The organism is Psychrobacter immobilis, assembly GCF_904846175.1.
Classification (GTDB): Bacteria; Pseudomonadota; Gammaproteobacteria; order Pseudomonadales; family Moraxellaceae; genus Psychrobacter; species Psychrobacter immobilis_E.
Map to the genome: position 1 here is coordinate 344,154 of NZ_CAJGZM010000003.1, position 23,948 is coordinate 368,101.

The following is a 23,948-nucleotide window of genomic DNA, read 5'->3' on the forward strand; positions in this document are numbered from 1 at the left end:
TAGAAAGTTTTAGACCGTTGAGTTTTAAAAAGCCATCATTAACGGCGATAGGTTATAAATATTAATAATAAAAATACCAAGCCGCCCGCCAGTTCAATCACCACTGACAATACGCCTGCCATACCCAATACTTGCTCAAACACCGTCTGACCGAGCACCAAGCAAATCATCGCCACCAAGCTGACTAATATCAAGCGCTCACTATGATACATGTGCCGCGCGATACGATTGGTCAAGGCGCAGACCAGTAAACCAAAGAAAGTCACTGGACCGACCAGTGCGGTGGCCGTGGCGACCAATACGGCAATGACGGTTAATAACCCAAATGCTAGGCGTTGGTAGTTAATGCCCAAGTTAATCGCTTGCGACTTGCCAAGCATTAAGACATCGCATTGATAACGCCAGCGCCAAATAAACAGGGCACTAATCGCACAGATAACGAAGCTAATACCAAGGAGCTGCGGATTGACCGTATTAAATTGCGCGTAACTTGCCGATTGTACGACCACGAAATCATCAGGATTAATGAGCCGTGCAACGAGCGCCGATAAGCTGCGAAACAATACACCAAAGATAACGCCGACCAAGATAAGCCGGGTCAAATCCTGACTGCTTTTTGAAAATAACAACCGAAACAATAATAACGACGCGCCAAACATCAAAACGATTTCGAGGGTAAATTTGACGATAGGATTGATACTGGTAAAGCTAATTGCGCCCAAAAAGAATACCAATAAGCTTTGCAATAACACATATAGCGAGTCAAAACCCAATAGGGAGGGCGTCAAAATAGGATTGTGGGTTAGCGTTTGAAACAATAAGGTCGATACGCCAATTGCATAGCCGACGACCATGAGTGCCAGTAACTTCTTAGCGCGTAATGGCAGGGCGAAATCCCAATATCCATTGACATTAACGGTCAAAAATAGCGCCATCGAAATTAGTAATATAATGATGGCAATGGATTTCGGATGACTGGCTATAAATGTCCAAAGTTTTGCTAAAGGGTTTTGACTAGAAGTATTAGCGTAGCTGTCATTTTCTAAAATGCGATTTTCTTGAATACTCTTTTCTGCTGAGCCCGTCTTTGTAGAGCTGCCATTTATAAAGTCATGCTTAGACGATGAGAACATAAATAAATCCTACTATGCTACCTATACTAGTAACAACGCCAAGCTTATCTAATCAGACAACAGGACGAATAAATTAAGAAAAGAGTTAATAATTAAGGAGCGACACGATTGTGAGATAGCTTATTGCTCAGCAGGCGCACGTAATAATAACCATAAAAACAGCACCGTGCCGACGACGCCAAAAACTGTCGCAACAGGCACTTCAAAAGGATAACGAATCGAGCGCCCGATAATATCGCAGAGCAGAACTGCTGATGCGCCCAAGAGCGCCACTGCGGGCAAGCTACGACGTAATTTATCGCCCATGACGCGGCTGACGATATTGGGTACGACCAAGCCAATAAAGGGAATCATACCAACCGTCACGACAACGACAGCGCTCATCATCGCTACCATACCAACGCCGAGCCAGGTCACTTGTCGTTTGCTAATCCCTAAGTTCAGCGCGATATTGTCACCCAAACCAACGATGGTCAATTTATCGGCGATAATATAAGCCAGCACGCACAATGCGCCCGTCAACCACAACAACTCGTAACGACCAGCTAATACCGAAGAGAAGTCGCCGAATTGCCAAACGCTAAGCATCTGTAACGATTCCGTTTGATAGGCGATAAAGGTCGTTACTGCCTCGATAATGCCACCAAAGACAATGCCAATCAGCGGAATCATTAAAAAATCTGTCGGCGGTACGCGGTGGATCAGCAGCATAAAGAGCATCATGCCACCGACTGCCGCAATGGTTGCGACACCCATTTTGACCAGTAGAGCACTGGCGGGGAACAATAAACTGACGACCAGTAAACCTAGCGCTGCGCTTTGGGTCGCACCGACCATGGAGGGCTCAACGAAGCGGTTTTTAAGCACCACTTGAATAATCATCCCAGCCACCGCCATGGCGATACCCGTCAAAATAATGGCAACGGTGCGCGGTATACGGCTGACTAATAATAATGAGCTATCAGAGTTGGCGCTATGACTGATAAGGCTTTGAAAAACACATAACCACGAAAAATCTGCCACCCCAATTGATAAACTTAATAACACCAAAAGCCCCATAATAATGAGGCTGCCAGTATTGATAAGCCAAGGAGGTATGGCGGCGCGGCATCGTTTATCACGAGCGTAACGGCCACCACTACTGGCACTCTTCTGCCAACTTGATGGTGCGGCTGGCAGAGTAGAGCTGGTTTTAGCGCTGGCTTGAGCACGAGGTGAAAATAACGACATAACAGCTACTGGCTTACAAATAGAGTATGGAGATTGTCATGAAAGATAAGGGTCATAAACAGCGGCTGTCGTGAGCAACAGTTGCTTGTATAGCACTAGGATTTATTTTGCCTTAGCAAAGGCGTTTTTAATCGTCGTTAAATCCTGTATCCATTGATAGTAACCACCAAAGGCTAGGTAAGAATCTGGGCTTAGATACACCACTTGGTTTTTACTCCAAGCAGTGGTTTGCGCCACCAATGGATTGTCTAGTACGGCTTTGGCACCAGCACTATCTTCACCAATCGCTGCGCTGCGATCGACGACGAATAACCAGTCCGGATTGGTCTTTTGTATGTATTCAAATGAGATTGGCTGACCGTGACGCGCATCAGTGATTTTGTCATCTGCCATTGGAATATCTAACACCCCGTGAATAAAGCCATAGCGCGATTTATCACCATAGGCTGACAGCTTATTGCCATTGACCATGACTACTAAGCCTTTACCTTTATTGGCTTTCGTTAAGACTTTCGTCTCATCAATCAGCGCGTCAATATTGCCTTGCAATTTTACCGCTTGATCGCTTTTACCAAACAAGGCACCCAAATCATGTAAGCGCTGCTTGCTTGATTCGTAAATATTTGCCGTATCAATGCTCATATCGAGCGTGGGCGCTATATTAGAGAGCTCGTTGTATTTTTCTGCCATACGCGAGCCGATCAAAATAGCTTGCGGCTGCATGGCGTTCAACGCTTCAAGGTCGGGCTCAAATACCGTACCGACTTCTTTAGGATCAGGATGCACTTTTGATTGTAAATTATCTAAATGTAGCCCACTTGGCATACCGTCAACCGCCACATCAAGCGCGGCTAAGTCTTGCATCAAGGTCATGTCATAAACGACCAGAGGTGACGGATTTATGGCTAAATCGACTTTGCCATTCACCGTATCAACTGCGATGGTTGCAACAGAGACGTTGTCATTCTCAGCAACGTTCGAAGCGGCATCAGCCGTTTGGTTCTCAGCTTTGGTTTCTGTTATCTCATTATCATTTGAGTCAGGCGAGCTACAACCTGCTAGGCCAATACTGGCGATCAAAGCTGTCATCATGGCAGCTAATAACGGACGTTTAAAAAGTGGGTTTTCGGTACGATTAGAACATAAAGTAGTAGACATAAATAACTCGGTATATCAAAGATTTGGTTGGTATTATTATAAAAATGCTGAAAAAAACGGCAAAATAATGGATAAGAAATAGCGGCTTTATAATTAAAGTTTTACCATAAGTTGCTATTTATAATATAAAAAAACAACTGCCATCATAAGGTAATTGAGACTTATTATCAATATTAATGATAATGGTTTTTATTAACAGGTAAGAATTCAACGATAGCTACTCTAATTATTAGTTAATGTTTAAATGATAGCTACCCCAAAAATTGTGCTAGCTTGGTTTGAAAGCAATGCAAAATCTTGATATTGCAATTGACCTTTTAAACCTTTTTATTTAGTAAATAAGGTGCAAGCATCAAGACAGAGTAAATTTACTATTGATAATAATTATCGTTTGCATTATTATCAACGCCATTCTATAACGGTTAAATGTTAGGGTGTTATGAGTTCAACGGATTTAGACGCGCCACCACTGAGATTGATACTTATCGCTATTTTTATAGTGGTCGGGCTACACGTACTTACGGCAATCGCCTTGGTGACAATAAAAGCGCCTGAGCCTAAAGATGAGCCTATCAAAGAAATGCCGCCGCTTGAAATCCAAATGGTTACATTACCTGCAAAGCTTGCTGAAAGTGTGGTTGCTGAGGTAGAGGAAACTCCGCAAAGTAAAGCCCAACCTATACCAGAGTCCAAAACTGAACCTAAGCTTGAGCCCAAATCCGAACGTAAGCCTGAACCAAAAATTCAACAAAAAATGAAAGCGCTTACGCCAGCAGATCCAGTGGTAACAGAGAAAGAACCAGCCGTTCAGAAAGAAACTCCAACGGAGAAGCTGCCTATAAAAGAACAACCTGTAAAGAAAAAAATAGAAAACAAGCAACCACAACAGAAGCAAATAGATGCTGATAAGGCAGTCGCTGCCGAACAACGCCGTATGATAGCCGCGCAGGCAGAAAAAGCGGCGCAACAAACTGAAAGTCAAGCTCAAGTAAAAGCGCTGCAAGAAGACATTCAAAAAGCAAATGCAAAAGCCGCTCTTGAGGCCCAAGCGCAGGCAGCCGAAAATGCTGCTAAACAAGCTGCAGAAGCCGCTGCCCGAGCAGAGGCTGATGCCAAAGCTGCTGCTGCAAGTAATGAACCTGTCAATTTTACTGCCAGCGCTGCTAACTGGGCTTCTGCCCCTAACTTTAGCTTTCCCGAGCGCGCGGCTAGGCGAGCCCGTTCAGGCGATACGCTTAATGTGGTGTTAGTATTGAGGGTTAATAAACAAGGCGGTATCGATAGCGTGCGAATTATCCAATCATCAGGCAACTCACTAGTAGATAAAGACGCACAGCGTCAGGTCCGCTCTGGTAAGTTCAAACCCTTTACCAAAAACGGCGTACCAGTGGTCGGCAATGTCACCCTGCCAATCGCTTATGCGGTTCCCTAGATATGGAAAATCGAATATATACAAGCGGATATATAAAAGCAGATATATAAAAGTCGATAGAGAGCAACTAGATACGATAATAGATATTGAAACGCGTACTGCTAAAAATCATAACATAACAAGTAACGACATCCCACTTTAAGGAGTCTGATATGGACTTTACAACTTACTGGCAATATAGCGATATGGTGACGAGAACCTTATTCTTTTTGCTCCTTGTTTTATCTATCGCCTCTTGGGTGACCGGTATCATCCGCATCCTACAAAGTCGCAAACTGGCGGCTAGTGTCGCTGATGATTTGAGTGCGCAGATTCACAGTAAGCAGGCTAGTCTGGTTGACACAGATGCCGCGTCTCGGCGTTTGGTGATTGAGCAGACGTTACTGAAGCATATCGGTCGCTACCGTTTTGCCAGTGAGCGCGGGCTGCCGATACTTGGTACAACAGCCGCAATCGCGCCATTTATTGGTTTGTTTGGCACGGTGTGGGGTATTTTTCACGCGCTGCGTAATATCGGTGTCAGCGGCCAAGCGGGATTAGGACAAGTAGCGGGACCAGTCGGTGAAGCCCTTATTATGACCGGTCTCGGGATTGCTGTTGCCATTCCAGCGGTGGTGTTTTATAACCTTGCAATACGTATCAATCGCCGCGTCATGTACCACGCCAATGATAGAGCGCATGATTTATTGGCGCAATCTACCGAGCTTGCTGCGGTCCAACAAGCGCCAATCCAAAACTCAGCAGCCCAGCATAGTACTACTAATCAAACTCAGTTAACAAAACACGGAAATACAGATAGACAAGCGGTGCAGTCATCTGAGCATTATCATAAATCGGCACCATCGCAGCTGTAGTGATTATTCAATAAAAAATATAAGCTACAAAAGCAACGTGCAGCAAAGACTACAATTAACGGTATTGAGAATAATTATGGCATTTCAATTGGGTGATGATGACAGTCAAAGCATGAATGAGATGAACCTTATTCCGCTTATCGATATTATGCTGGTATTGATGATTATCTTTTTATTGACGGCGACCGTACTAAATCCAACGGTGCCCTTAGATTTACCGAAGACCAGTGCCGAGGTCAATGAAACGCCGCCAGAGGCCATTCAAATTAGTATCGATAAAGATGCAGGTTTATTTTGGGATGATGAGCCTATCAGCATAGAAGCATTGGAAGTGCGTCTGCAACAACAGTCGGCGAGCGGCAAGGATCCTTCGATCCAGTTGCGTGCGGACAAAGAAGGAAAGTACGATACCGTGGCGCAAGTATTGGCAGCTGCCAGTCAAGCGGGGTTAACGAAGGTTGCGTTCGTCAATGAGTAAGGTTTGGAAGGGTAATTAAAAAGTAGATAGGCGGTAAAGAAATCTTCTAAAATAATAAGCTACCAAGATAAATAAATAAGCTTAGCAATAAGAAAATAGCCAAAACAATAACAAGAATAATTAAAATAATAAATGTTTTCTCCGGCCTCGCATGGGTAACCTTGCGAGGTTATCTTTTTGCTGATCGCCTGTTTTCGACGACAACATTGCTATAAACGTAACTGTATTCGCACTAATGGATTGTAGAAGTTGCGCTATTACCAACCATAACCAAATGGGCGATAACCATAGCCAAAGCGACCAGGTCCATAACCAAACGGATAGGGCGAACGCAAATAATCAAGGTCGCGCTGGCGAATATAATAGTAGCGTCCTTGCGCGTAGGCTTCTTCAAGCTTATCGATGCCTTCGAGCGGACAAACAGGCTGCCAATCATAACCTTCGCGGCCAAGTTTATAAGCATTGAGCTCAGTACAGTAATTTTTCAGCCCTTGCTGACGACCTTGCTCCCATAATACGCGGTTTGGCGTTGCGCCAACGACGCTTGCGCATTGATTGGTATAGTTGCCAAAGTAAGCGCCTGAGCGCCCACGGATACCATCAGCATAGCCGACTTCTTGCCAGTTGCTATTTTGGCATTGTTCAGGCGTTAGGCTTTGGGTGGTTGCGCAGCCGGATAAGGCAAATAAAGCCGCGCCTACTAGTGAGATAGTTAGTCCGGATTTACTCACAAGTTTACCGATACCTTTGCTTGCTAATGCAGTGGTCGATGAGTTTCGCTCAAGAAGATAATTCATAATAAACCTGCGCGTGTTTAAAATTATGGTTTATCATAGCACTTTTTTATATAGTCAACTTCTTGCATCTTGTTGGTAAATGAGGCGTTTTCTGTACTAAGTATTTGATATAGCACTATAAATAGCAGCGCATTGGTGGGTATCAGGCTTGCTCAGTATTTAGCTACTTAGCAGCGATAGTATTTGCGACCGCTTGATTTTTAAAGGTTTACGCGCATTATAAGCACGTAGATATTATATAGCTGATAAAATCTGTATCGCTAATAGCGGTTTATAATTAAGCTTTTTATATAAATAACCACATTAATAGGTTATTTATCCTGTTTTAATTGCTAGCACTACACTAATTAAGTTAAAAGGTCAGACTGTTATGGGAATGTGGATTGCGATCGCCATTGTACTATTCGTATTAGGGAGTATGATGGCGCTCAAACCTAGCGGTATCGACCAGCGTTTGGATAAGCTGCGCATGACTGCGCGTCGCTTACAACTCAATCCTAAATTGGTGACTTGCCCAGATTGGGTAAAGGGTAAAGACAATGAGTATGGTCGTGGGATGATGGGTCAATATTGCTTGGTGCTCGATGATACACAGCTGCCATATACACGCTATCAAGTGATTGATGGGCAATGGCGACCAGATAGCAGTTTTGTCGATACCACTACAGATGCGACTAAGCTCAATATTCCAAGTGCTATTCGGTCTAGTCAAAGCAATAATCATATGACGGTTAAGAAGACCAATTTTCGTTTGGATAAAGTGCCACTAGATTTACCCGTCAGTATTGAGCCCTATGTAAAAGGCTTATTGACGAAGGCTAATAGCATTGTAATTTATTGGGAAGATATTGCCTATGTGCGTCCTGCGACCAATCCTGCTTATCAGCAAAAATTGATTGAGAGTGATTTATTATTGCTTAAACAGAAGCTTGAAGAGTGGGCGCTACAGATGTAAAAGAGCTTATGAAAATCGTGTCAGGGTAGTAAATCAATTTTTCGTCTCCATTAAGAGGCAATATGCAAGTCCTTTTGGCAAACTCTCAGTCATTTTAAGTTGACAGCTTAACGCTTAGCAGTGTAACGTCTTTATAACTGTATCTATGCGTTATGGTTATTGTTTGTTTTATAACCGTTTTTATCGGCAGCCCTTACTACAATAATTCGCTGAGCCATTATAACTAACTATTATAAATTGCCAGCTGCCGAATTTATCCTTATTTTAATTTACTTATTATGGTGTCGTCACTTATGGCAAAACCCGCAACCAAAAAAAGTCCAGCTGCGGCTGCTGACAAAACTAAAGACAGCCCAAAGGGCAAGTCTTTGGTGATTGTAGAATCACCCGCCAAGGCAAAAACCATTAACAAATACTTAGGCGACGACTTTATCGTACGCTCAAGTATCGGTCATATCCGTGATTTGCCAGTGGGCGCGAGCAAAAGCGCGAAGAAGCCTGCCGCAAGCAAAAAAGATGACAGCCTAAGCAAAGAAGAAAAAACCCAGCAAGCATTGGTCCGGCGCATGGGCGTCGACCCAGAACATAACTGGGCGGCAGTCTATGAAGTATTGCCCAATAAAACCAAGGTTATCAAAGAGCTTAAGGCCTTAGCCAAAGACGCTGACAAGATCTATCTCGCAACGGATATGGATAGAGAAGGGGAAGCGATTGCTTGGCACCTAAAAGAAGTTATCGGCGGTCCAGACAGTAAATATGAGCGCGTGGTCTTTAACGAGATTACCAAATCTGCCATCCAAAATGCTTTTAAACAACCATCGAAGCTCGATATTGACCGTGTTAACGCCCAACAAGCACGGCGTTTTTTAGACCGTGTCGTTGGCTTTATGGTATCGCCATTATTGTGGCAAAAGGTTGCTCGCGGTCTGTCAGCAGGTCGTGTCCAATCGGTTGCCATGCGTTTGGTTGTGGAAAGAGAGCATGAGATTCGCGCCTTTATTCCAGAAGAATACTGGCAGATTCATGCTGATACTCACGTCGCTAGCGGTAAAAAAGATGCTGAGCAAATTGCCATTCGTTTAGAAGCGACCAAGCAAGGTGGCAAAACGCTAAAGCTCGTCAATAAAGAGCAGACCGATAAAGTCTTAGCAGTACTTAACTCAAGCGACTTTATTGTTAAAGAGCGCGAAGAGAAGCCAACGCAATCGCGTCCAAGTGCGCCGTTTATCACCTCAACATTGCAGCAAGCGGCCAGCACGCGATTGGGTTTTTCAGTTAAGAAAACCATGATTTTGGCGCAGCGTTTATACGAAGCCGGTCATATTACTTATATGCGTACCGACTCGACCTTTTTATCTGGTGACGCATTGGCGGCGGTACGTGGCTATATAGAAGACAGCTATGGCGCAAAATATGTGCCAGAAAAGCCAAACTTCTATGGTAATAAGCAAGGCGCACAAGAGGCGCATGAAGCCATTCGTCCCTCTAACGTCAATATGAAATCAACCCAGCTTAAAGGTGTTGAGCGTGATGCTATCCGTTTATATGAGCTAATTTGGCGTCAGTTTGTCGCCTGTCAGATGCTGCCAGCAAAATATCTGTCAGTAAATCTGTTTGTCGCTGCGGGCGATATTGAACTAAAAGCTCGCGGTCGCACCTTAGTATTTGATGGCTTTACTAGAGTCATGCCACCAGCGAAGACCGATGATACTTTATTACCAGATGTCAAAAAAGGCGATAAGTTAACGCTTGATAAGCTCGATCCTAGCCAACACTTTACCAAGCCGCCACCGCGCTATACTGAGGCAAGCTTGGTTAAAGAGCTTGAGAAAAAAGGCATCGGTCGTCCATCGACTTACGCTTCTATCATCTCGACCATTCAAGATCGTGGTTACGTGAAATTAGAGAATAAGCGTTTATTCGCCGAAAAAATGGGCGATATCGTCACTGATAGACTGACCGCAAGCTTCCCAGATTTGATGGATTATACCTTTACTGCCGCGCTAGAAGACAAGCTTGACCATGTCGCTGAAGGCGATACTGACTGGAAAGATGTCCTCGATAACTTTTATGGCGACTTTAAAAAGACTCTAGATCGTGCCAAAGAAAAAGACGGAATGCGTCCGAATGATCCAACCGATGTGCCAGACGTACATTGCGATATTTGCGATCGTCCGATGCAACTGCGTACCGGTTCAACAGGTGTATTTTTAGGCTGTACTGGCTATAACCTACCGCCAAAAGAGCGCTGTAAAGGCACCAAAAACTTGATGCCGGTCGAAGCGTTTGCCAATCTTGATGATAGCGACAGCGATGACGAAGCGGCCGAAGTTAAAGATTTGATGGAGAAAAAACGCTGCCCGAAATGCGGTACCGCCATGAATGGCTATATCGTTGATGGTGGTCTCAAGCTCCATATCTGTGGTAATAATCCTGATTGTGACGGTTATATCTTAGAAGAAGGTAAGTTTGAAGTACCGGGTTCAGATGCCCCAACCATCGACTGTAATAAGTGTGACGGACAGATGGAACTAAAAACTGGACGTTTTGGCCCTTACTTTGCTTGTCAGAAATGTGACAATACTCGTAAAGTGCTCAAAACCGGCGAAGCTGCACCGCCGCGTATGGATCCTATCCATCTGCCAGAGCTAAAATCAACCAAGCACGATGATTACTTTATCTTGCGTGAAGGCGCGGCTGGGATGTTCTTAGCGGCGTCTAAATTCCCGAAAGTACGGGAGACACGTCCGCCAAAGCTTGCTGAGCTGCGCGAAATCAAAGATAAGATGGAAGATAAATTCCAGTATCTGTTTGCAGGTCCAGATGAAGATTCTGATGGCAATCCAACAATTCTACGCTGGTCGCGTAAGAAAAAAGAGCAGTATATCGGCTCTGAGAAAAACGGTAAGGCCACCCGTTGGGGTGTATACTGGCGTAACGGTGAGTGGGTAGAAGAATAAACCTCTTTTACTTTTACCATCAATCGCTTTAAATAAAAAAACCTCTTAGATAATCTAAGAGGTTTTTTTGCTATTAATAATATAGAGTTATAAATAAGATTAGTTCTTTTCGATGATACCACAAGCAACGCGATCGCCTGCATTGCCGGCTGGCTGGCTAGTATAATCATCAACACCGCTATGGACGATAAAGGCTAGGCGGTTAACACTATATTTACCGGCATCAGCAGCAGAGATTTTCTTATTTACAAAGTTGATAGTAGCAACACCATCAGCATTGGCGGTTAAGTTCGGTAAGTCGCCCGCATGACCATTCATATCGTCAGGGTTAGAATGTGGTTTATTATCTGGATTAAAGTGACCACCTGCCGCTTTACCCATATCAGCACAGCTACCGGTTTCATGGATGTGTAATGATACCGTTTTACCTGGTTGCAGGTTCATGAGCTTACCGTAGACTTGTACGCCGCCATCAACTGGACGTAGGAATACTTGACCCACTTCATTTTTATTACCAGCGACTGCATTGATCGTAGATTTTAGCGCAGGTTGGCTAAGTGGATTACCGGTTTGCATTTGACCTTCGACGGTTTGGCAACCCGTCATTACCAACGCTGAACCACATAATAGGGCACTTGCAAGCATCGTCTTATTCATTATTATCTCCGTTTATATTTATTTATTTGTTGTGATGAATGTCTATTGTTTTATTAAAATACTCAAACATTACTTAATGTCGCAACCAGTATAGCCAAGCGTTAGATATAGTTATTCATCAAATGCGCAACAATCGGTTAATAAATGTAAGTATCGTATGGGTTTGAAAAGGGTTTACGGCATTTTCTTTACTTCGTTTTGCCATAATAAGGTTTCGCCAGTTTCCATTGTTTGCAATAAATTATAACGAGGCATATCGGTCTGATTGTCTGCTGTTGGTGATATCGGTTGTGAAGGTTGTAAACTTAGCGTTAGCTGACTGCTGCTATCACGCATTAAATCAAACAAAGCAGACTCGATTCTATTGCCTGTCTCACCGCAACCCATTACAGTACTAATAATAGTGCCGACCTTAAAAGTATTATCTTTGAGTAAAAAATAAGGCGCACGCGAGCCGTTACAGCCTGAGCTAAAGGAGGCGTATTGATTGTCAGGCCAACTCTCAAAGCTTGCTGAAATAGGGTGGTCAGGATGATAAAAATTACCCAAAGATTTTCTGATTAATTGACCTTTTTCATCAAAAGTATTGCTGACGGCGCTGACCAGCTGCCAATCGTAGTGTTCCAATAACTCATTAGTAATCGGCAATCCAGTGGGAGCTACTAGTGGCTTTGCTAAACCTGTAAAGATTAAGCGATTGCCATTTTCGATATTAAGCGCCAAGCGTTTAGGGGCGGCTTGTATGGCGACTGGCGCTGATTTTGATGTTAAATGCGAAGTTGGCAATAACTCGAAATTAAGCCTAACAGGTGCGTACTTAACAAATAATGATTGAATACTATTATCCTCTGTAATCACAGTTTTATTATCAAGGGCCTTGTCATCGTTACAGGTCGCAGGAACTTTGGCAAGATGAGAATAATAGGGATAAGGCGGCGCGGACATCGCATAGAAATCCAGCATATATTGCTCGCAACCTTGATAAAATCTGACTGAACTGGGTTCTATTGCTAAGGTAATCGGAGCAAAATTTTCGATATCGATTATGTTACCGTTTTGATTAATTACTTGCGCCAATTGCCAGTCATAGTGACCTGACCACTGCATCACTTGCGCTTCACTTATGACAGCATTGTCAGTAGGGTTGATAGTATTGAAGGTTGTATTATCTACTGTATTCGTTTGTTGAGGGCTTTTCATCGGTGCGGACTGACAGCCTGTTAACGCTACAGAAAACGAAGCAGCTAGCAATAAGTATAGAGTTAAGCGATTTAAAGTCATTTTCATTACCATATAAACATTTGTCTGAAATATAGCATAGGGTTTTATTTAGATTGTTGTTTATTATTGCCAAAAATTATTGCCAAAAAAGAGCCGCCCATCATGACGATGAGCGGCTCTTTAATTTGTAAGACTGGATTAGTAACTAATCAGATTAGTTATGCAGCGCTTTGCCTGAGGTTTTATCAACCGTCACTTTCGCAGGCTTAAGCGGTACTGGCATACTGACCAATGCTACTTTTAATATCTCATCAATCGTCGCGACAGGCTGAATGGTCAGACCTTCTTTGACGTTATCAGGGATATCAGCCAAGTCGCGCTCGTTGGTATCTGGAATCAAGACATGCTTAATACCACCACGATGCGCCGCGAGTAGCTTCTCTTTAAGACCACCGATACGTAGTATTTTACCACGTAAAGTAATCTCACCTGTCATGGCAATATCTGGACGAATAGCAATACCCGTCAACGCAGAAACTAACGCTGTGGTTAGCGCGCCACCAGCAGATGGACCGTCTTTCGGGGTTGCGCCTTCTGGCATATGTACGTGGACGTCAGTGGTTTTAAAGGTCTCGTAATCGATACCTAAGCTGTCACCGCGGGCACGAACCACACTCATGGCAGCACGAATCGACTCTTTCATCACATCGCCGAGTGAGCCAGTAAAGATAAGCTCACCTTTGCCTTTCATTGCGACCGCTTCGATAGTGAGTAGCTCGCCACCGACTTGCGTCCACGCAAGACCAGTAATACGACCAATCTCAGGCTCTTCTTCAGCCAGACCGTAGTCATATTGATGGACGCCTAGATAGTCATCGATATTCTTATCGTCGACTACCACTAGCTGACGTTCTGCTCTTTTCGGAGCGCGGGCACCATGCGTCTCAACAGAACCGCGAACCACTTTACGGCAAATTTTATTGACTTCACGCTCAAGGTTACGCACACCGGCTTCACGCGTATAGCTACGGACGATGCTATGCAGCGCCGCTTCAACAATCTCAATCTCGCCTTCTTTAAGACCATTATTTTTAATGGCTTTTGGCACGAGGTATTTTTGCGCGATATTCACTTTTTCTGCTTCGGTATAACCCGGTAAACGAATCACTTCCATACGGTCAAGCAGGGCAGGCGGGATATCCATGCTGTTGGCGGTACAGATAAACATCACTTGCGATAAGTCCAAGTCCATATCTAAATAATGGTCGTTAAAGGTATCGTTCTGTGAAGGATCTAGCACTTCAAGCAACGCTGATGCTGGATCTCCGCGAAAGTCTTGCGCCATCTTATCGATTTCATCTAATAAGAATAGCGGGTTTTTAACTTCCACTTTTGCCAGTGATTGGACAATTTTACCCGGCATAGCACCGATATAGGTACGGCGATGACCACGAATTTCCGCTTCATCACGTACGCCGCCAAGCGCCATACGCACAAACTTACGACCAGTAGCACGTGCAATCGACTCACCTAATGAGGTTTTACCAACACCAGGAGGACCGACTAAGCAAAGAATAGGACCGCGAAGTTTTTTCACGCGTGATTGTACGGCTAAGTATTCTAAAATGCGGTCTTTCACATCTTGCAAGCCATAATGGTCTTCGTCTAAGACGGTTTTGGCTTTGTCTAAATTGATAGAAACTTTGGTCGTCGCATTCCACGGCGTATCCAAAATCCATTCAATATAGTTGCGCACTACTGACGATTCACTCGATGCTGGTGGCATCATTTTGAGTTTTTTCAGCTCCTGATCAGCTTTTTTGCGTACATCTTCTGGCAAGTCAGCATCTTCTAGACGCTGCTCAAGCTCGACCACGTCATCTTCACCATCAAAGGCGCCGTCATTCATATCTGACAGCTCATTCTTGATGGCTTTCATCTTCTCGTTTAAGAAGTACTCGCGCTGGTTGTCTTCCATTTGCTGACGAACCGCATCTTGGATATCCTGCTCGATATTTTGTTCAGCACTTTGTTTAACCAAGTATTCAGTCAAAGTATTGATATGCGTTTTGATATCGTCTTGTTCTAAGAACGATTGCTTAATATCCAAATCCATCGACACGCGGGTCGAGATAAAATAAACCAATTCAAGCAAATCATCGATGCGCTTGGCCACGCGCGTTAGCTCACGGGCATTACGTAGACGAGCGTCGGCATAGCCTTCAAACAACGTTGTTAATGCTTGAATGGTATTTTTTTGCTGGCTCTCATCCATGTCAACATCAAGGTCAGCACGTTCAAATTTTGCCATCAATAGCCCATCATGACTCTGTATCGAGTCAACGCGCGCGCGATATTGACCTTCGATCAGTACTTTGATGCAATTCTCATCGCTATCATGTGGCATGGTACTAACGATGCGGCAAACCGTACCGTATTGATATAAGTTGTCGTGGTCAATATCTTCGGTGAGCGAATCTTTTTGCGCAACCACCAATACTTTATTGCCGTACTCAGCTTGTGCCAATTCAACAGCTTTCACCGAGGGCGCACGACCAACAAATAAGGCAATTTGCATATGCGGATAAACAACCACATCGCGCAATGCCAGTAGCGGTAGATAGTTTTCTTCAGCGTCTTTAGCCTCAATATCTTCAGAATCGCTGTCTTTACTCTCATTGTCTTCGACAGTTTCGTTTTTAACCGTTTCAGACGCCGACTCGTTTTCTAACATATCGTCAGATGAAGTATTTAGCGCATTATCATCAGGAACGTTAGATGAAACGTCGACATCGATGTCGATATTGTCTTGGGCAATTTTATGTTCACTCATATATTCTTCCTCGTTCACCAGACTTGTAAAGTCAAGTTAGTGGTTCATGTTTAGATAAATGGTGCTGCTAAACAAAATTACAAGGCTCTATCACTAACAGTAATGAGAATATTGCGCCTTTATTTGCATTATCGCTGATGTCTGCTAGGTTTTGCGCGTGGGCTTTATGGCTAGAATCAGGTAAAATGACGCGCGTCTTAACCGCTCCGTCCAAATAGCAACGATATGGATTAACATGTGAGTTAAAACGCTAGGGCGAAATAAATAGGTCGGCAAGGTGTCAATAGCAGGCCAAAAAACATAGGGTAAGGGGCGAGAATATGACCATCAATGCGGTGCTACTAGCGGTAATTATCATGCTAGGGCTGTCTTTAGCGCGAGTACACGTGGTACTTAGTTTATTAATCGGGGCGCTGGCAGGTGGGCTCATTGCTGGTTTGGGTATGACCGATACCTTGAATGCCTTTCAAGAAGGTATTAAAAATGGCGCACAAATTGCGTTGTCTTATGCGCTACTAGGTGCGTTTGCGGTAGCTATTGCGCATTCGGGCTTGCCTCAATCTTTGGCAGGTGCGGTCATTAAACGCATTGATGCCGGTGGCACCAGTGGCATGATTAAATACATGCTGTTTGCCGGTTTGGTTACCATGAGCTGCTTTAGCCAAAACTTAATTCCCATTCATATTGCATTTATTCCATTGCTCGTGCCGCCTTTATTGCTCGCCTTTAACCGCATGCAAATCGATAGACGCCTAATTGCCTGTCTGATTACTTTTGGTCTTGTCACTACTTATATGTTTATTCCTTATGGCTTTGGTGATATTTATCTCAATCAAATCATGCTAAAAAACGTCGGTGAAGCCGGTATTGATGTATCGAATATTTCGGTTACCAAAGCTATGGCGATTCCAGCACTTGGCATGCTCGTTGGTTTGCTAGTGGCGGTATTTATCAGCTACCGTAAGCCGCGTCAGTATCAGCAGCTGGCAATCGATAAACAAGCTCGCGATGCTGTCGTTGAGGGCGATGCGTTAAGCAAAACAGCAGCCGACGCACAAACGCAAAGCAAGATGAAAACCATCGTTGCGCTGATTGCTATCGTTACTGCCTTTGTCGTACAGCTCTATACTGATTCATTATTACTGGGCTCGATGTTTGGTTTTGGCGTGTTTATGGCAACGGGCGTGGTTAAATGGCGTGATGCCGATACGGTCTTTAATGACGGCATCAAACTCATGGCGATGATTGGCTTTATTATGATTACTGCGCAAGGCTTTGCTGAAGTCATGAAAGCCACCGAACAAATTCAGCCATTGGTTGATGGTGCTACGGCTATTTTTGGCGGTAATAAAGCGATGGCAGCCTTTGTTATGCTATTACTGGGTTTAATTGTGACAATGGGTATCGGCTCGTCATTCTCGACCATTCCAATTTTGGCAGCGATTTATGTGCCGCTTTGTATCTCGTTAGGGTTTTCACCTTTAGCTACGGTTGCTATTGTAGGTACAGCAGGGGCGCTTGGTGATGCCGGTTCGCCTGCCTCTGATTCTACTTTAGGTCCTACGTCTGGTCTAAACGTTGATGGCCAGCACGACCATATCAAGGACAGTGTGATACCAACCTTTATCCATTACAACATTCCATTATTAATATTTGGTTGGATTGCCGCTATGGTGTTGTAGTTTGCTAACATGTATAAAGGGGTGAGTAGTTGTATAAGATTTACCGTGTGCATCCTATAGCTTTCATCAATCCTTAATTAACTGTAATCTTTATAAAATCTAATCTATTAAACACAGGCTAGGCGTTATGAGCACTCAATATTTTACTCAGAATGAAGTGATGCTGTTGATAAAAGGATTGAAGTTACTCCTATCTAAAAACTCGCAGAATGATCCTGTACTAATCAAACAGTTTTATGTAAGAAGCGATCCATATATGGAAGTATTTGCTATAGATAAGGAAAAATATGAAGAAGACCGTAATAATATAATAGATTTAATTCGCAAGCTGGAAAAAGGCTAGCTTAGTAAAGTGATGTTAAATTAATAAATTACTCATCAAAATCTTTAAGCTCACTACCCAAGCTTGTTAAAAAATCATCACTCTGCGCCAGTAATTCGTTTAAGCGTTCTTCATTAATAAGCCGTGCTAGCTCATCAGCGCTAAAAGACTGCTCTTGACTATAATAGAGCAGCTCATAATCCGCTTTTTCTAACTCTTGCAAATGCTGCTCAATATGCTCTGCGCTAGAGTTAGTTTCCAGTGGCCTCTTATTATCACTCATTAAAACCACCTCAAGCCACTTGGCGTAATCAAACCATCTAACGGCACATCCCACGGTTGTGGCTGTAATTGCTCGACTACCTGAAAGTCATAACACCAGCCAATTCTTAATAGTTTTTTTAACCCTGTTTGATAGCTTTTACTAAGGGTCGTATCATAAAAACCGCCACCCATGCCCATACGGTTACCGTTTTTATCAACTGCTGTTAATGGGCAGATAATGACATCCAATTCAGCTGCCCACAATAATCGGCGATGATGATTTTGCTTCATACCCAGACTATGAATACGCGTCGGTATGTTTAATAACTTTGCATGATGAATAGGGACAAAGCGCAGCCGTTTATCCATATTACCCTTATCATCGCGACTGAGCGAGCCAACTACTGGCAAGTAAGGAAAATAGCCTAAGCGTTGACACCAGTCCAACAGTGGCTGAGTGGGCAGCTCACCAAAGCCATCATAATATAAGCCGATACGCGCATGCAGTGCTAAGCGCTGTTGCAACTTAATTAAGTGCAAGCTTGCCATACGAGCATATTGCCTGCGCTCGCCATCCGTTAGCTTATGACGCTGGCGAGTAAATTGCCGTCTGGGCGGATTGATTAAAATATCAGAGATTTTGCCCTCTTTTTTAGAAGGGTCGACCTCATTGGACAGCTCACATAGCCTTGATAGCGAAGTAGCAGATTGTTGTTGGCTGGTGTTTTTAGACATCAGTTAGCCTCACGGACTTGGAGAAATTTGTGATAAGTCATGCTATCATAACGCCACTTTACATCGTATTTTCCTTTATGTGCAGCGTGTGTTGCACTTTTTTCGAAGCAGCTATACAACCAACCATCAAAGAGGGTAGTTATGTCGACACAGAATCAGGCAACTCGTACCGAAAAAGATACCATGGGCAACGTGGAAGTCCCAGCTGACGCTTATTGGGGTGCGCAAACCCAGCGTAGCCGTGAGAACTTTAAAATCGGTGGTGAGACGTTGCCACGTCCAATGATTGAAGCAATGGCGCTGGTCAAAAAAGCCGCTGCGATTACCAATTCTAGCCTTGAGCGTATCGAAGGCGATAAGCGTGACCTTATTGTCCAAGCTGCTGATGAAGTCATCAACGGTGGTTTAACCGATCAGTTCCCATTGGTTGTATGGCAGACTGGTTCTGGCACTCAGTCAAACATGAACATGAACGAAGTATTGGCCAATCGTGCCAACGAAATCGCTGGTTCTGAGCGTGGCAGCTACACGCCGATTCACCCAAATGATCATGTTAACCATGCACAATCTACCAACGACAGCTTCCCAACTGCGATTCGTGTTGCCGCTGCTCGTGAAATCAATGGCTTATTGATTCCAGCGGTAAAAGCACTACGTGATACCTTGGCTGCTAAAGCTAAAGAGTTTGATAGCATTGTCAAAATCGGTCGTACGCATTTGCAAGATGCCACGCCTTTGACCTTAGGTCAAGAATTTAGTGGTTATGTGAGCCAACTTGACCACTCATTAACTCGTATCGACAATGCCCTACAAGGTCTATATGAATTGCCATTAGGCGGTACTGCAGTCGGTACTGGTCTAAACGCTCACCCTGATTATGCGGTAAAATCAGCTGAGCAATTATCAACCTTGACTGGTCTACCATTTGTCACCTCACCAAATAAATTTGAAGCACTAGCGGCTCGTGATGCTGAAGTATTTGCTTCAGGTGCATTAAAAACCTTAGCTGGCAGCTTAAACAAAATCGCTAACGATGTACGTTGGTTGGCTTCAGGCCCTCGTTGTGGTTTGGGCGAGTTGACGATTCCTGAGAATGAGCCAGGTTCTTCTATTATGCCGGGTAAAGTGAATCCAACTCAGTCAGAAGCAATGACCATGGTTGTCGCTCAAGTGATGGGTAACGATGTCACTATCAGCATGGCAGGCGCGTCAGGTAACTTTGAGCTAAACGTTTATAAGCCAGTTATCGCGTTTAACTTGTTGCAATCTATTAAACTGCTTGGCGATGCGTGTAATAGCTTTAACGAAAACTGTGCCGTTGGTATTGAGCCAGTAAAAGACAAAATCGATGACTTTTTGCATAACTCATTAATGCTAGTAACGGCATTAAACCGTCATGTCGGTTATGAAAATGCAGCGAAAATCGCTAAGACGGCTTATAAAGAGAACAAAACGTTGAAGCAAGTTGCGGTTGAGTTAGAGCTGTTAACTGAAGCTCAGTTTGATGAGTGGGTAACACCTGCTGATATGGTACACCCTTCTTAAGTCGTAGACCAAATAGTGACCTGCTACGGTGTCAGACTCGCTTAATGTACGACAGGTACAATTTGCGCTCCTCTTCCTTGTAGCCGTGTCATATTTGTTCCACTAAGAAGTAAGTTCTTTAAAAAGACCTTGTCATCCTTTATAAACGGATGTGGCAAGGTCTTTTTTTTATCTATCAATTGAAGCACATACATCGAGAGAAACAATGTCTTACGCTCAAACAACAAGCAAACCAATACTTATAACAGCGCCAACAAAAATTTTGCTTATAATGAGCGCATAGGTAAGAGTTCGTGAATAACAGTTATAAATCACGACAAAGACAATAAGAGCGAACGATGAGACTAACTAAAAATAGTTCGCCGCTAACGTCCATGTTTGTATTCTCTTATCTATGACCATTCTAATTATATCATTGAGGTAATTTATGAAAAAGTTAACGGCCGCTCTATCATCAGCTGGTATTTTGATGGCAATGTTGGGTTCTGGTTCAGCCATGGCTTACTCGGATCAAGTAATGGAAGCTAGCGAGAGCTATGACACTGCTGTTAAAATTAGACAAGTCAACTATACTTGCCAAAGCAACAAGAAAGTCAGCGTGACTTATGGTTTTAATAAGCAAAACCTACCGACCTTTGCAGAAGCCAATCTGAATGGTAAAAAAAGATTTTTACCGATTAACTTAGGTCGCTCTGACGATGTTGATACCGTGTTTGGTGATGAAGAAAACTTTAGTATTATGACTGGTGCACTGCGTTTAAATAATTATCATAAATCATCGGCTAATATCCAAAACGCTAAGAGTGAAATTCTTTATAAAGGTTGTAATGTTGCTTCTACCAAAAAGCTTAAAGGCTAGTTTTTAGTAGGCTATTAGATATAGATAAAAAAAGACCTTGTCATGTAATGTGGCAAGGTATTTTATATTTAAGGCTGGAGCTAATACCTGATAAGCGTTAAAAAAAGTGTCTTGTCTACTGTAAAAAACAGAATATATCTTATATTCATCTACAACGATGCAAGAGACAATTATAAATTTTATTTGGGCTATCTTGAAATTTCAGCTGTTAATTTGCAGTATACTCTTGATTGAGTTTTTATTGATAATCTTAAATATTATTAGAAAAGGAATTAAAAAATGGGTATAGCTGATTGGCTTATGATATTTGCAGTTTTATTTGGGCCAATAATAGCTGTCCAGTTGACTAGATACCTAGATAGAATAAAGGAAATAAGAGAAAGAAAGTTGGATATATTTAAGACCTTGATGGCAACCAGAGCTTACAACGTTTCATGGGCGCATGTCGAGGCTCTTAATCGCATTGATTTAGAGTTTGACCATAATAATAAAAAAGAGAAAGCTGTAATTTCTGCTTGGAAAGAGTATCTTGATTTATTAAGCAATAGTTCTATTAACTCTGAACAGTGGAATATTAAGAGAGTGGATTTATTAGTTGAACTCCTGCATAAGATGGCAAAAGTCCTCAACTATGATTTTGACAAAACTCATATCAAAAACTCTTTTTACGCACCAACGGTTCATAGTGCAACTGAAGAGGAGCAAATAGCTTTGCGTCGTGGATTACTAGAAGTTTTAGAAGGAAAGAAGCATATACCAATATCTTTTCCTGACCTTAATAATTATAAAAAATAACTTTAAAGTATCTTAGGGTGCATTCCCCACACCTATTCCAAAAACTATCTATTTTATCGGTGCCCTAGGCGCACCCTATAATTAAAGTAGAGATAAAAAAAGACCTTATCACATAACGCGACAAGGTCTTTTTTTTATCTAAACCTAAGATTTATTAGAATTTATAAAGCAAACCTAGCGTCGTTGTTGCATCCGTACGCGAATCTACCATTGGACTGTCATGTTGCTCATTTGCCAGATAGCTTAAGCTTTGATTAGCAAATCCTGCCCAACGCTCATTGAAATCATAGTTGGCACTGATATTGATATACGGATTCAAGCTTGAGTTAGAGGTATAAGCCGCAACGCCTGTCTTAGCTGATTCCTCAGCACTGACGCCATAATAATAGTTGTTATAGTCAGCGTCATGATATTCAAAGCCAATGCTTGGATAGACTGTCAGCTTATCTTTAGTGATTTTGGCAAGGTAGGTCAAGCGCGCTGTATTACCACCACTATTATCTAAAACGTCAGTCGCGACTTGCAGACGGAAACCGCCAACAGGCGTACGACGTAGATACGATAGACCGGCAGCGGCTGATGCCTTGCGTTTATCCAGACCTTGAAGGGCGCCAGTCGCATCGTCAGGGTCGAACTCACTGCCGTCAAGCTGCGCATAAGCCGCTAGCTGATTGGTGCCATCATTGATGATATAAGCGCCAGCCTGCGCACCGCGTGCATAGATTCTGTTGTTATCATAAAACACACCCGGCAATACTTTTATCTCAGTGCTATCTTCCAAATCATAAGCTGATTTGACCGCCATGACGTTGACGCCGACGCTTAAAATTGCATCTTTATCAGTCGGTAAGTTGTTCTTAAAAAGTGCAGCATTAGAGAAGCTAGCGACACTAATTAGGGCGGTGGCGGTCAATGCGCTAAGGACAGTACGCGTTAACGATTGCGATAGTGCTGATGATTTAAACATGGTTTGCTCTCATAAGTGGGTGGGATAAATGGTTAAAACAGAGTCGATAAATAGAATGATAAATAAGTCTGGCACTTTACTCAATGGCTGCTAGCACTTGTAATATTTGCTGATGAATATCTTGCCACCACCATATAAAGCCAATACTAATCAGCAGCATGACCAGCCACGGTAGCAATTGCCAAATAAGCGTCGATTTGGTCGCTGTTTTCTGTTCGTTAGAGTTAGGGCGATTAAGGGTTGCGTGATTAGCATAGCTATCTAAGGGTAAGTTTACAGCAGAGTCATGATTAAAACTGCTGTTATTATCAAAATTACCATCATTGTCAAAGCGAGAAGTGTCGGCAGAAAAGTTAGGGTCGCTGTTTACTGCAGAGTTGATATACGTCGTCTGATAAATGTCTCCATCTCGGCTAGGTGCATTCTGTAGCGTAGCAGCCAACCGCTGACGGTAAGCAATCGCGAACGCCAATGCAATCACCAATCCCGTTACTGCGCCGCCAATATGTCCGGCATTATCAATCCCCGGTACGGCAAAGCCATATACCAAATTGATGCCCATAATAATGATTAGGCTTTTAAGATTCAGCACCATACCGTTGACTGATATTTTAAACAGTGCGGCTATCAATAGCGCGGCACCGATACCCATAATACCACCAGATGCGCCCGCCGATAGTCCGGGTTGTCCAGTGCCATCTAAGATACCTTGCCACGTAATATGGTTATTCAGTAAGTTGCCACCGATTGCCGCTAGTAAAAACAGTGCCAAAAACTTTGCTGAACCAAACATTGGCTCGGCGATTTGCCCAAAGAAATACATGGCAAAACCATTAAACAATAAATGCATCAGACCGATATGCAAAAACGCACTACTTGCCAAGCGCCATGGTTCATTATCCATGGTATAAGGCAAAGCATTGGCACCCCATTTCAGCAATTCTGCAGTCGATGGATTATTGGCATCGACGCCAGTCAGCACCTGTATTATAAATAGCCCGATAAAGCTAACTAATAGCAAAGTGGTGACAGGTGCGGTTTTTAATAATTGTTGAATGGTCATAAAATCTA

Annotated in this window: 21 protein-coding genes; 10 read left to right on the forward strand and 11 right to left on the reverse strand. The window is 43.2% G+C overall.

Features of this window, described 5'->3' with window-relative positions; translation table 11 throughout:
- Window positions 1-38: 38 nt before the first annotated feature.
- The 3 genes from JMW39_RS06080 to JMW39_RS06090 form a co-directional block, all read right to left on the reverse strand.
- Entirely contained in the window at window positions 39-1,133 is a 1,095-nt protein-coding gene (locus tag JMW39_RS06080; RefSeq protein ID WP_201544826.1) for an iron chelate uptake ABC transporter family permease subunit, read from the reverse strand.
- Between the two features lie 120 nt (window positions 1,134-1,253).
- Complete coding sequence (locus JMW39_RS06085; RefSeq protein ID WP_265088445.1) at window positions 1,254-2,363, reverse strand: ABC transporter permease; 1,110 nt, start codon at window positions 2,361-2,363, stop codon at window positions 1,254-1,256.
- 102 nt (window positions 2,364-2,465) lie between these two features.
- On the reverse strand, window positions 2,466-3,521 hold the full coding sequence (locus JMW39_RS06090) for a siderophore ABC transporter substrate-binding protein (protein ID WP_201544828.1): 1,056 nt from the start codon (window positions 3,519-3,521) through the stop codon (window positions 2,466-2,468).
- Window positions 3,522-3,960: 439 nt separating this feature from the next.
- Between JMW39_RS06090 and JMW39_RS06095 the strand changes: the two genes are divergently transcribed.
- From JMW39_RS06095 to JMW39_RS06105, 3 genes are all read left to right on the forward strand, one after another.
- Window positions 3,961-4,953, forward strand: a complete 993-nt coding sequence (locus JMW39_RS06095) for an energy transducer TonB (RefSeq protein ID WP_201544830.1) — start codon at window positions 3,961-3,963, stop codon at window positions 4,951-4,953.
- 152 nt (window positions 4,954-5,105) lie between these two features.
- Entirely contained in the window at window positions 5,106-5,807 is a 702-nt protein-coding gene (locus JMW39_RS06100; protein WP_201544832.1) for a MotA/TolQ/ExbB proton channel family protein, read from the forward strand.
- 76 nt (window positions 5,808-5,883) lie between these two features.
- Window positions 5,884-6,285: an ExbD/TolR family protein gene (locus JMW39_RS06105; protein WP_201544835.1), complete on the forward strand. Its 402-nt coding sequence runs from the start codon at window positions 5,884-5,886 to the stop codon at window positions 6,283-6,285.
- A 257-nt stretch (window positions 6,286-6,542) separates the two neighbouring features.
- Here JMW39_RS06105 and JMW39_RS06110 read toward each other — a convergent pair whose 3' ends face one another.
- On the reverse strand, window positions 6,543-7,082 hold the full coding sequence (locus tag JMW39_RS06110; protein WP_201544837.1) for a DUF2799 domain-containing protein: 540 nt from the start codon (window positions 7,080-7,082) through the stop codon (window positions 6,543-6,545).
- Window positions 7,083-7,452: 370 nt separating this feature from the next.
- Between JMW39_RS06110 and JMW39_RS06115 the strand changes: the two genes are divergently transcribed.
- Together JMW39_RS06115 and topA are read left to right on the forward strand one after the other, a co-directional pair.
- Window positions 7,453-8,037, forward strand: coding sequence for a hypothetical protein (locus JMW39_RS06115; RefSeq protein WP_201544839.1), 585 nt, complete (start codon window positions 7,453-7,455; stop codon window positions 8,035-8,037).
- 293 nt (window positions 8,038-8,330) lie between these two features.
- Entirely contained in the window at window positions 8,331-10,997 is a 2,667-nt protein-coding gene (topA, locus tag JMW39_RS06120) for a type I DNA topoisomerase (protein WP_227679423.1), read from the forward strand.
- Window positions 10,998-11,096: 99 nt separating this feature from the next.
- Here the strand turns inward: topA and JMW39_RS06125 are convergent, their stop codons facing one another.
- The 3 genes from JMW39_RS06125 to lon form a co-directional block, all read right to left on the reverse strand.
- Window positions 11,097-11,654 carry a superoxide dismutase family protein gene (locus tag JMW39_RS06125; protein ID WP_183620600.1) on the reverse strand — a complete coding sequence of 186 codons (558 nt, stop codon included), beginning with the start codon at window positions 11,652-11,654 and terminating at the stop codon, window positions 11,097-11,099.
- Window positions 11,655-11,828: 174 nt separating this feature from the next.
- A complete protein-coding gene (locus JMW39_RS06130) occupies window positions 11,829-12,935 on the reverse strand; it encodes an META domain-containing protein (protein ID WP_201544841.1) in 1,107 nt (368 codons plus the stop codon).
- A 154-nt stretch (window positions 12,936-13,089) separates the two neighbouring features.
- On the reverse strand, window positions 13,090-15,708 hold the full coding sequence (gene lon, locus JMW39_RS06135; protein WP_227679428.1) for an endopeptidase La: 2,619 nt from the start codon (window positions 15,706-15,708) through the stop codon (window positions 13,090-13,092).
- A 320-nt stretch (window positions 15,709-16,028) separates the two neighbouring features.
- On the opposite strand from lon, the gene JMW39_RS06140 reads away from it, so the two are divergent.
- Window positions 16,029-17,390, forward strand: a complete 1,362-nt coding sequence (locus JMW39_RS06140) for a Na+/H+ antiporter family protein (RefSeq protein WP_227679429.1) — start codon at window positions 16,029-16,031, stop codon at window positions 17,388-17,390.
- A gap of 127 nt (window positions 17,391-17,517) precedes the next feature.
- Entirely contained in the window at window positions 17,518-17,733 is a 216-nt protein-coding gene (locus JMW39_RS06145; protein ID WP_201544843.1) for a hypothetical protein, read from the forward strand.
- Between the two features lie 28 nt (window positions 17,734-17,761).
- On the opposite strand, the gene JMW39_RS06150 is transcribed toward JMW39_RS06145, so the two are convergent.
- Window positions 17,762-17,995 carry a hypothetical protein gene (locus JMW39_RS06150; RefSeq protein ID WP_201544845.1) on the reverse strand — a complete coding sequence of 78 codons (234 nt, stop codon included), beginning with the start codon at window positions 17,993-17,995 and terminating at the stop codon, window positions 17,762-17,764.
- Window positions 17,995-18,711: a 5-formyltetrahydrofolate cyclo-ligase gene (locus JMW39_RS06155; RefSeq protein ID WP_201544847.1), complete on the reverse strand. Its 717-nt coding sequence runs from the start codon at window positions 18,709-18,711 to the stop codon at window positions 17,995-17,997. Before JMW39_RS06155 ends, JMW39_RS06150 begins: the two co-directional genes overlap by 1 nt.
- Window positions 18,712-18,852: 141 nt before the next feature.
- Between JMW39_RS06155 and fumC the strand changes: the two genes are divergently transcribed.
- From fumC to JMW39_RS06170, 3 genes are all read left to right on the forward strand, one after another.
- Entirely contained in the window at window positions 18,853-20,256 is a 1,404-nt protein-coding gene (fumC, locus tag JMW39_RS06160; protein WP_201544849.1) for a class II fumarate hydratase, read from the forward strand.
- A gap of 427 nt (window positions 20,257-20,683) precedes the next feature.
- Complete coding sequence (locus tag JMW39_RS06165) at window positions 20,684-21,115, forward strand: adhesin (protein ID WP_201544851.1); 432 nt, start codon at window positions 20,684-20,686, stop codon at window positions 21,113-21,115.
- A 279-nt stretch (window positions 21,116-21,394) separates the two neighbouring features.
- Complete coding sequence (locus JMW39_RS06170; RefSeq protein WP_193008758.1) at window positions 21,395-21,910, forward strand: DUF6680 family protein; 516 nt, start codon at window positions 21,395-21,397, stop codon at window positions 21,908-21,910.
- 154 nt (window positions 21,911-22,064) lie between these two features.
- On the opposite strand, the gene JMW39_RS06175 is transcribed toward JMW39_RS06170, so the two are convergent.
- On the reverse strand, window positions 22,065-22,877 hold the full coding sequence (locus tag JMW39_RS06175) for a MipA/OmpV family protein (protein WP_201544853.1): 813 nt from the start codon (window positions 22,875-22,877) through the stop codon (window positions 22,065-22,067).
- A 76-nt stretch (window positions 22,878-22,953) separates the two neighbouring features.
- Window positions 22,954-23,940 (reverse strand): rhomboid family intramembrane serine protease, encoded by a 987-nt coding sequence (locus tag JMW39_RS06180; protein ID WP_201544855.1) that lies wholly within the window; start codon window positions 23,938-23,940, stop codon window positions 22,954-22,956.
- Window positions 23,941-23,948 lie beyond the last annotated feature (8 nt).

Bases quoted from the DNA above. Each gene is read 5' to 3' on its own strand.
- JMW39_RS06140 (WP_227679429.1), top strand. From the start codon at position 16,029: ATGACCATCAATGCGGTGCTACTAGCGGTAATTATCATGCTAGGGCTG.
- lon (WP_227679428.1), bottom strand. From the start codon at position 15,708: ATGAGTGAACATAAAATTGCCCAAGACAATATCGACATCGATGTCGAC.
- topA (WP_227679423.1), top strand. From the start codon at position 8,331: ATGGCAAAACCCGCAACCAAAAAAAGTCCAGCTGCGGCTGCTGACAAA.
- JMW39_RS06175 (WP_201544853.1), bottom strand. From the start codon at position 22,877: ATGTTTAAATCATCAGCACTATCGCAATCGTTAACGCGTACTGTCCTT.
- JMW39_RS06165 (WP_201544851.1), top strand. From the start codon at position 20,684: ATGAAAAAGTTAACGGCCGCTCTATCATCAGCTGGTATTTTGATGGCA.
- JMW39_RS06115 (WP_201544839.1), top strand. From the start codon at position 7,453: ATGGGAATGTGGATTGCGATCGCCATTGTACTATTCGTATTAGGGAGT.
- JMW39_RS06100 (WP_201544832.1), top strand. From the start codon at position 5,106: ATGGACTTTACAACTTACTGGCAATATAGCGATATGGTGACGAGAACC.
- JMW39_RS06180 (WP_201544855.1), bottom strand. From the start codon at position 23,940: ATGACCATTCAACAATTATTAAAAACCGCACCTGTCACCACTTTGCTA.
- JMW39_RS06130 (WP_201544841.1), bottom strand. From the start codon at position 12,935: ATGACTTTAAATCGCTTAACTCTATACTTATTGCTAGCTGCTTCGTTT.
- JMW39_RS06125 (WP_183620600.1), bottom strand. From the start codon at position 11,654: ATGAATAAGACGATGCTTGCAAGTGCCCTATTATGTGGTTCAGCGTTG.
- JMW39_RS06085 (WP_265088445.1), bottom strand. From the start codon at position 2,363: ATGTCGTTATTTTCACCTCGTGCTCAAGCCAGCGCTAAAACCAGCTCT.
- JMW39_RS06155 (WP_201544847.1), bottom strand. From the start codon at position 18,711: ATGTCTAAAAACACCAGCCAACAACAATCTGCTACTTCGCTATCAAGG.
- JMW39_RS06080 (WP_201544826.1), bottom strand. From the start codon at position 1,133: ATGTTCTCATCGTCTAAGCATGACTTTATAAATGGCAGCTCTACAAAG.
- JMW39_RS06090 (WP_201544828.1), bottom strand. From the start codon at position 3,521: ATGTCTACTACTTTATGTTCTAATCGTACCGAAAACCCACTTTTTAAA.
- fumC (WP_201544849.1), top strand. From the start codon at position 18,853: ATGTCGACACAGAATCAGGCAACTCGTACCGAAAAAGATACCATGGGC.
- JMW39_RS06105 (WP_201544835.1), top strand. From the start codon at position 5,884: ATGGCATTTCAATTGGGTGATGATGACAGTCAAAGCATGAATGAGATG.
- JMW39_RS06170 (WP_193008758.1), top strand. From the start codon at position 21,395: ATGGGTATAGCTGATTGGCTTATGATATTTGCAGTTTTATTTGGGCCA.
- JMW39_RS06110 (WP_201544837.1), bottom strand. From the start codon at position 7,082: ATGAATTATCTTCTTGAGCGAAACTCATCGACCACTGCATTAGCAAGC.
- JMW39_RS06145 (WP_201544843.1), top strand. From the start codon at position 17,518: ATGAGCACTCAATATTTTACTCAGAATGAAGTGATGCTGTTGATAAAA.
- JMW39_RS06150 (WP_201544845.1), bottom strand. From the start codon at position 17,995: ATGAGTGATAATAAGAGGCCACTGGAAACTAACTCTAGCGCAGAGCAT.
- JMW39_RS06095 (WP_201544830.1), top strand. From the start codon at position 3,961: ATGAGTTCAACGGATTTAGACGCGCCACCACTGAGATTGATACTTATC.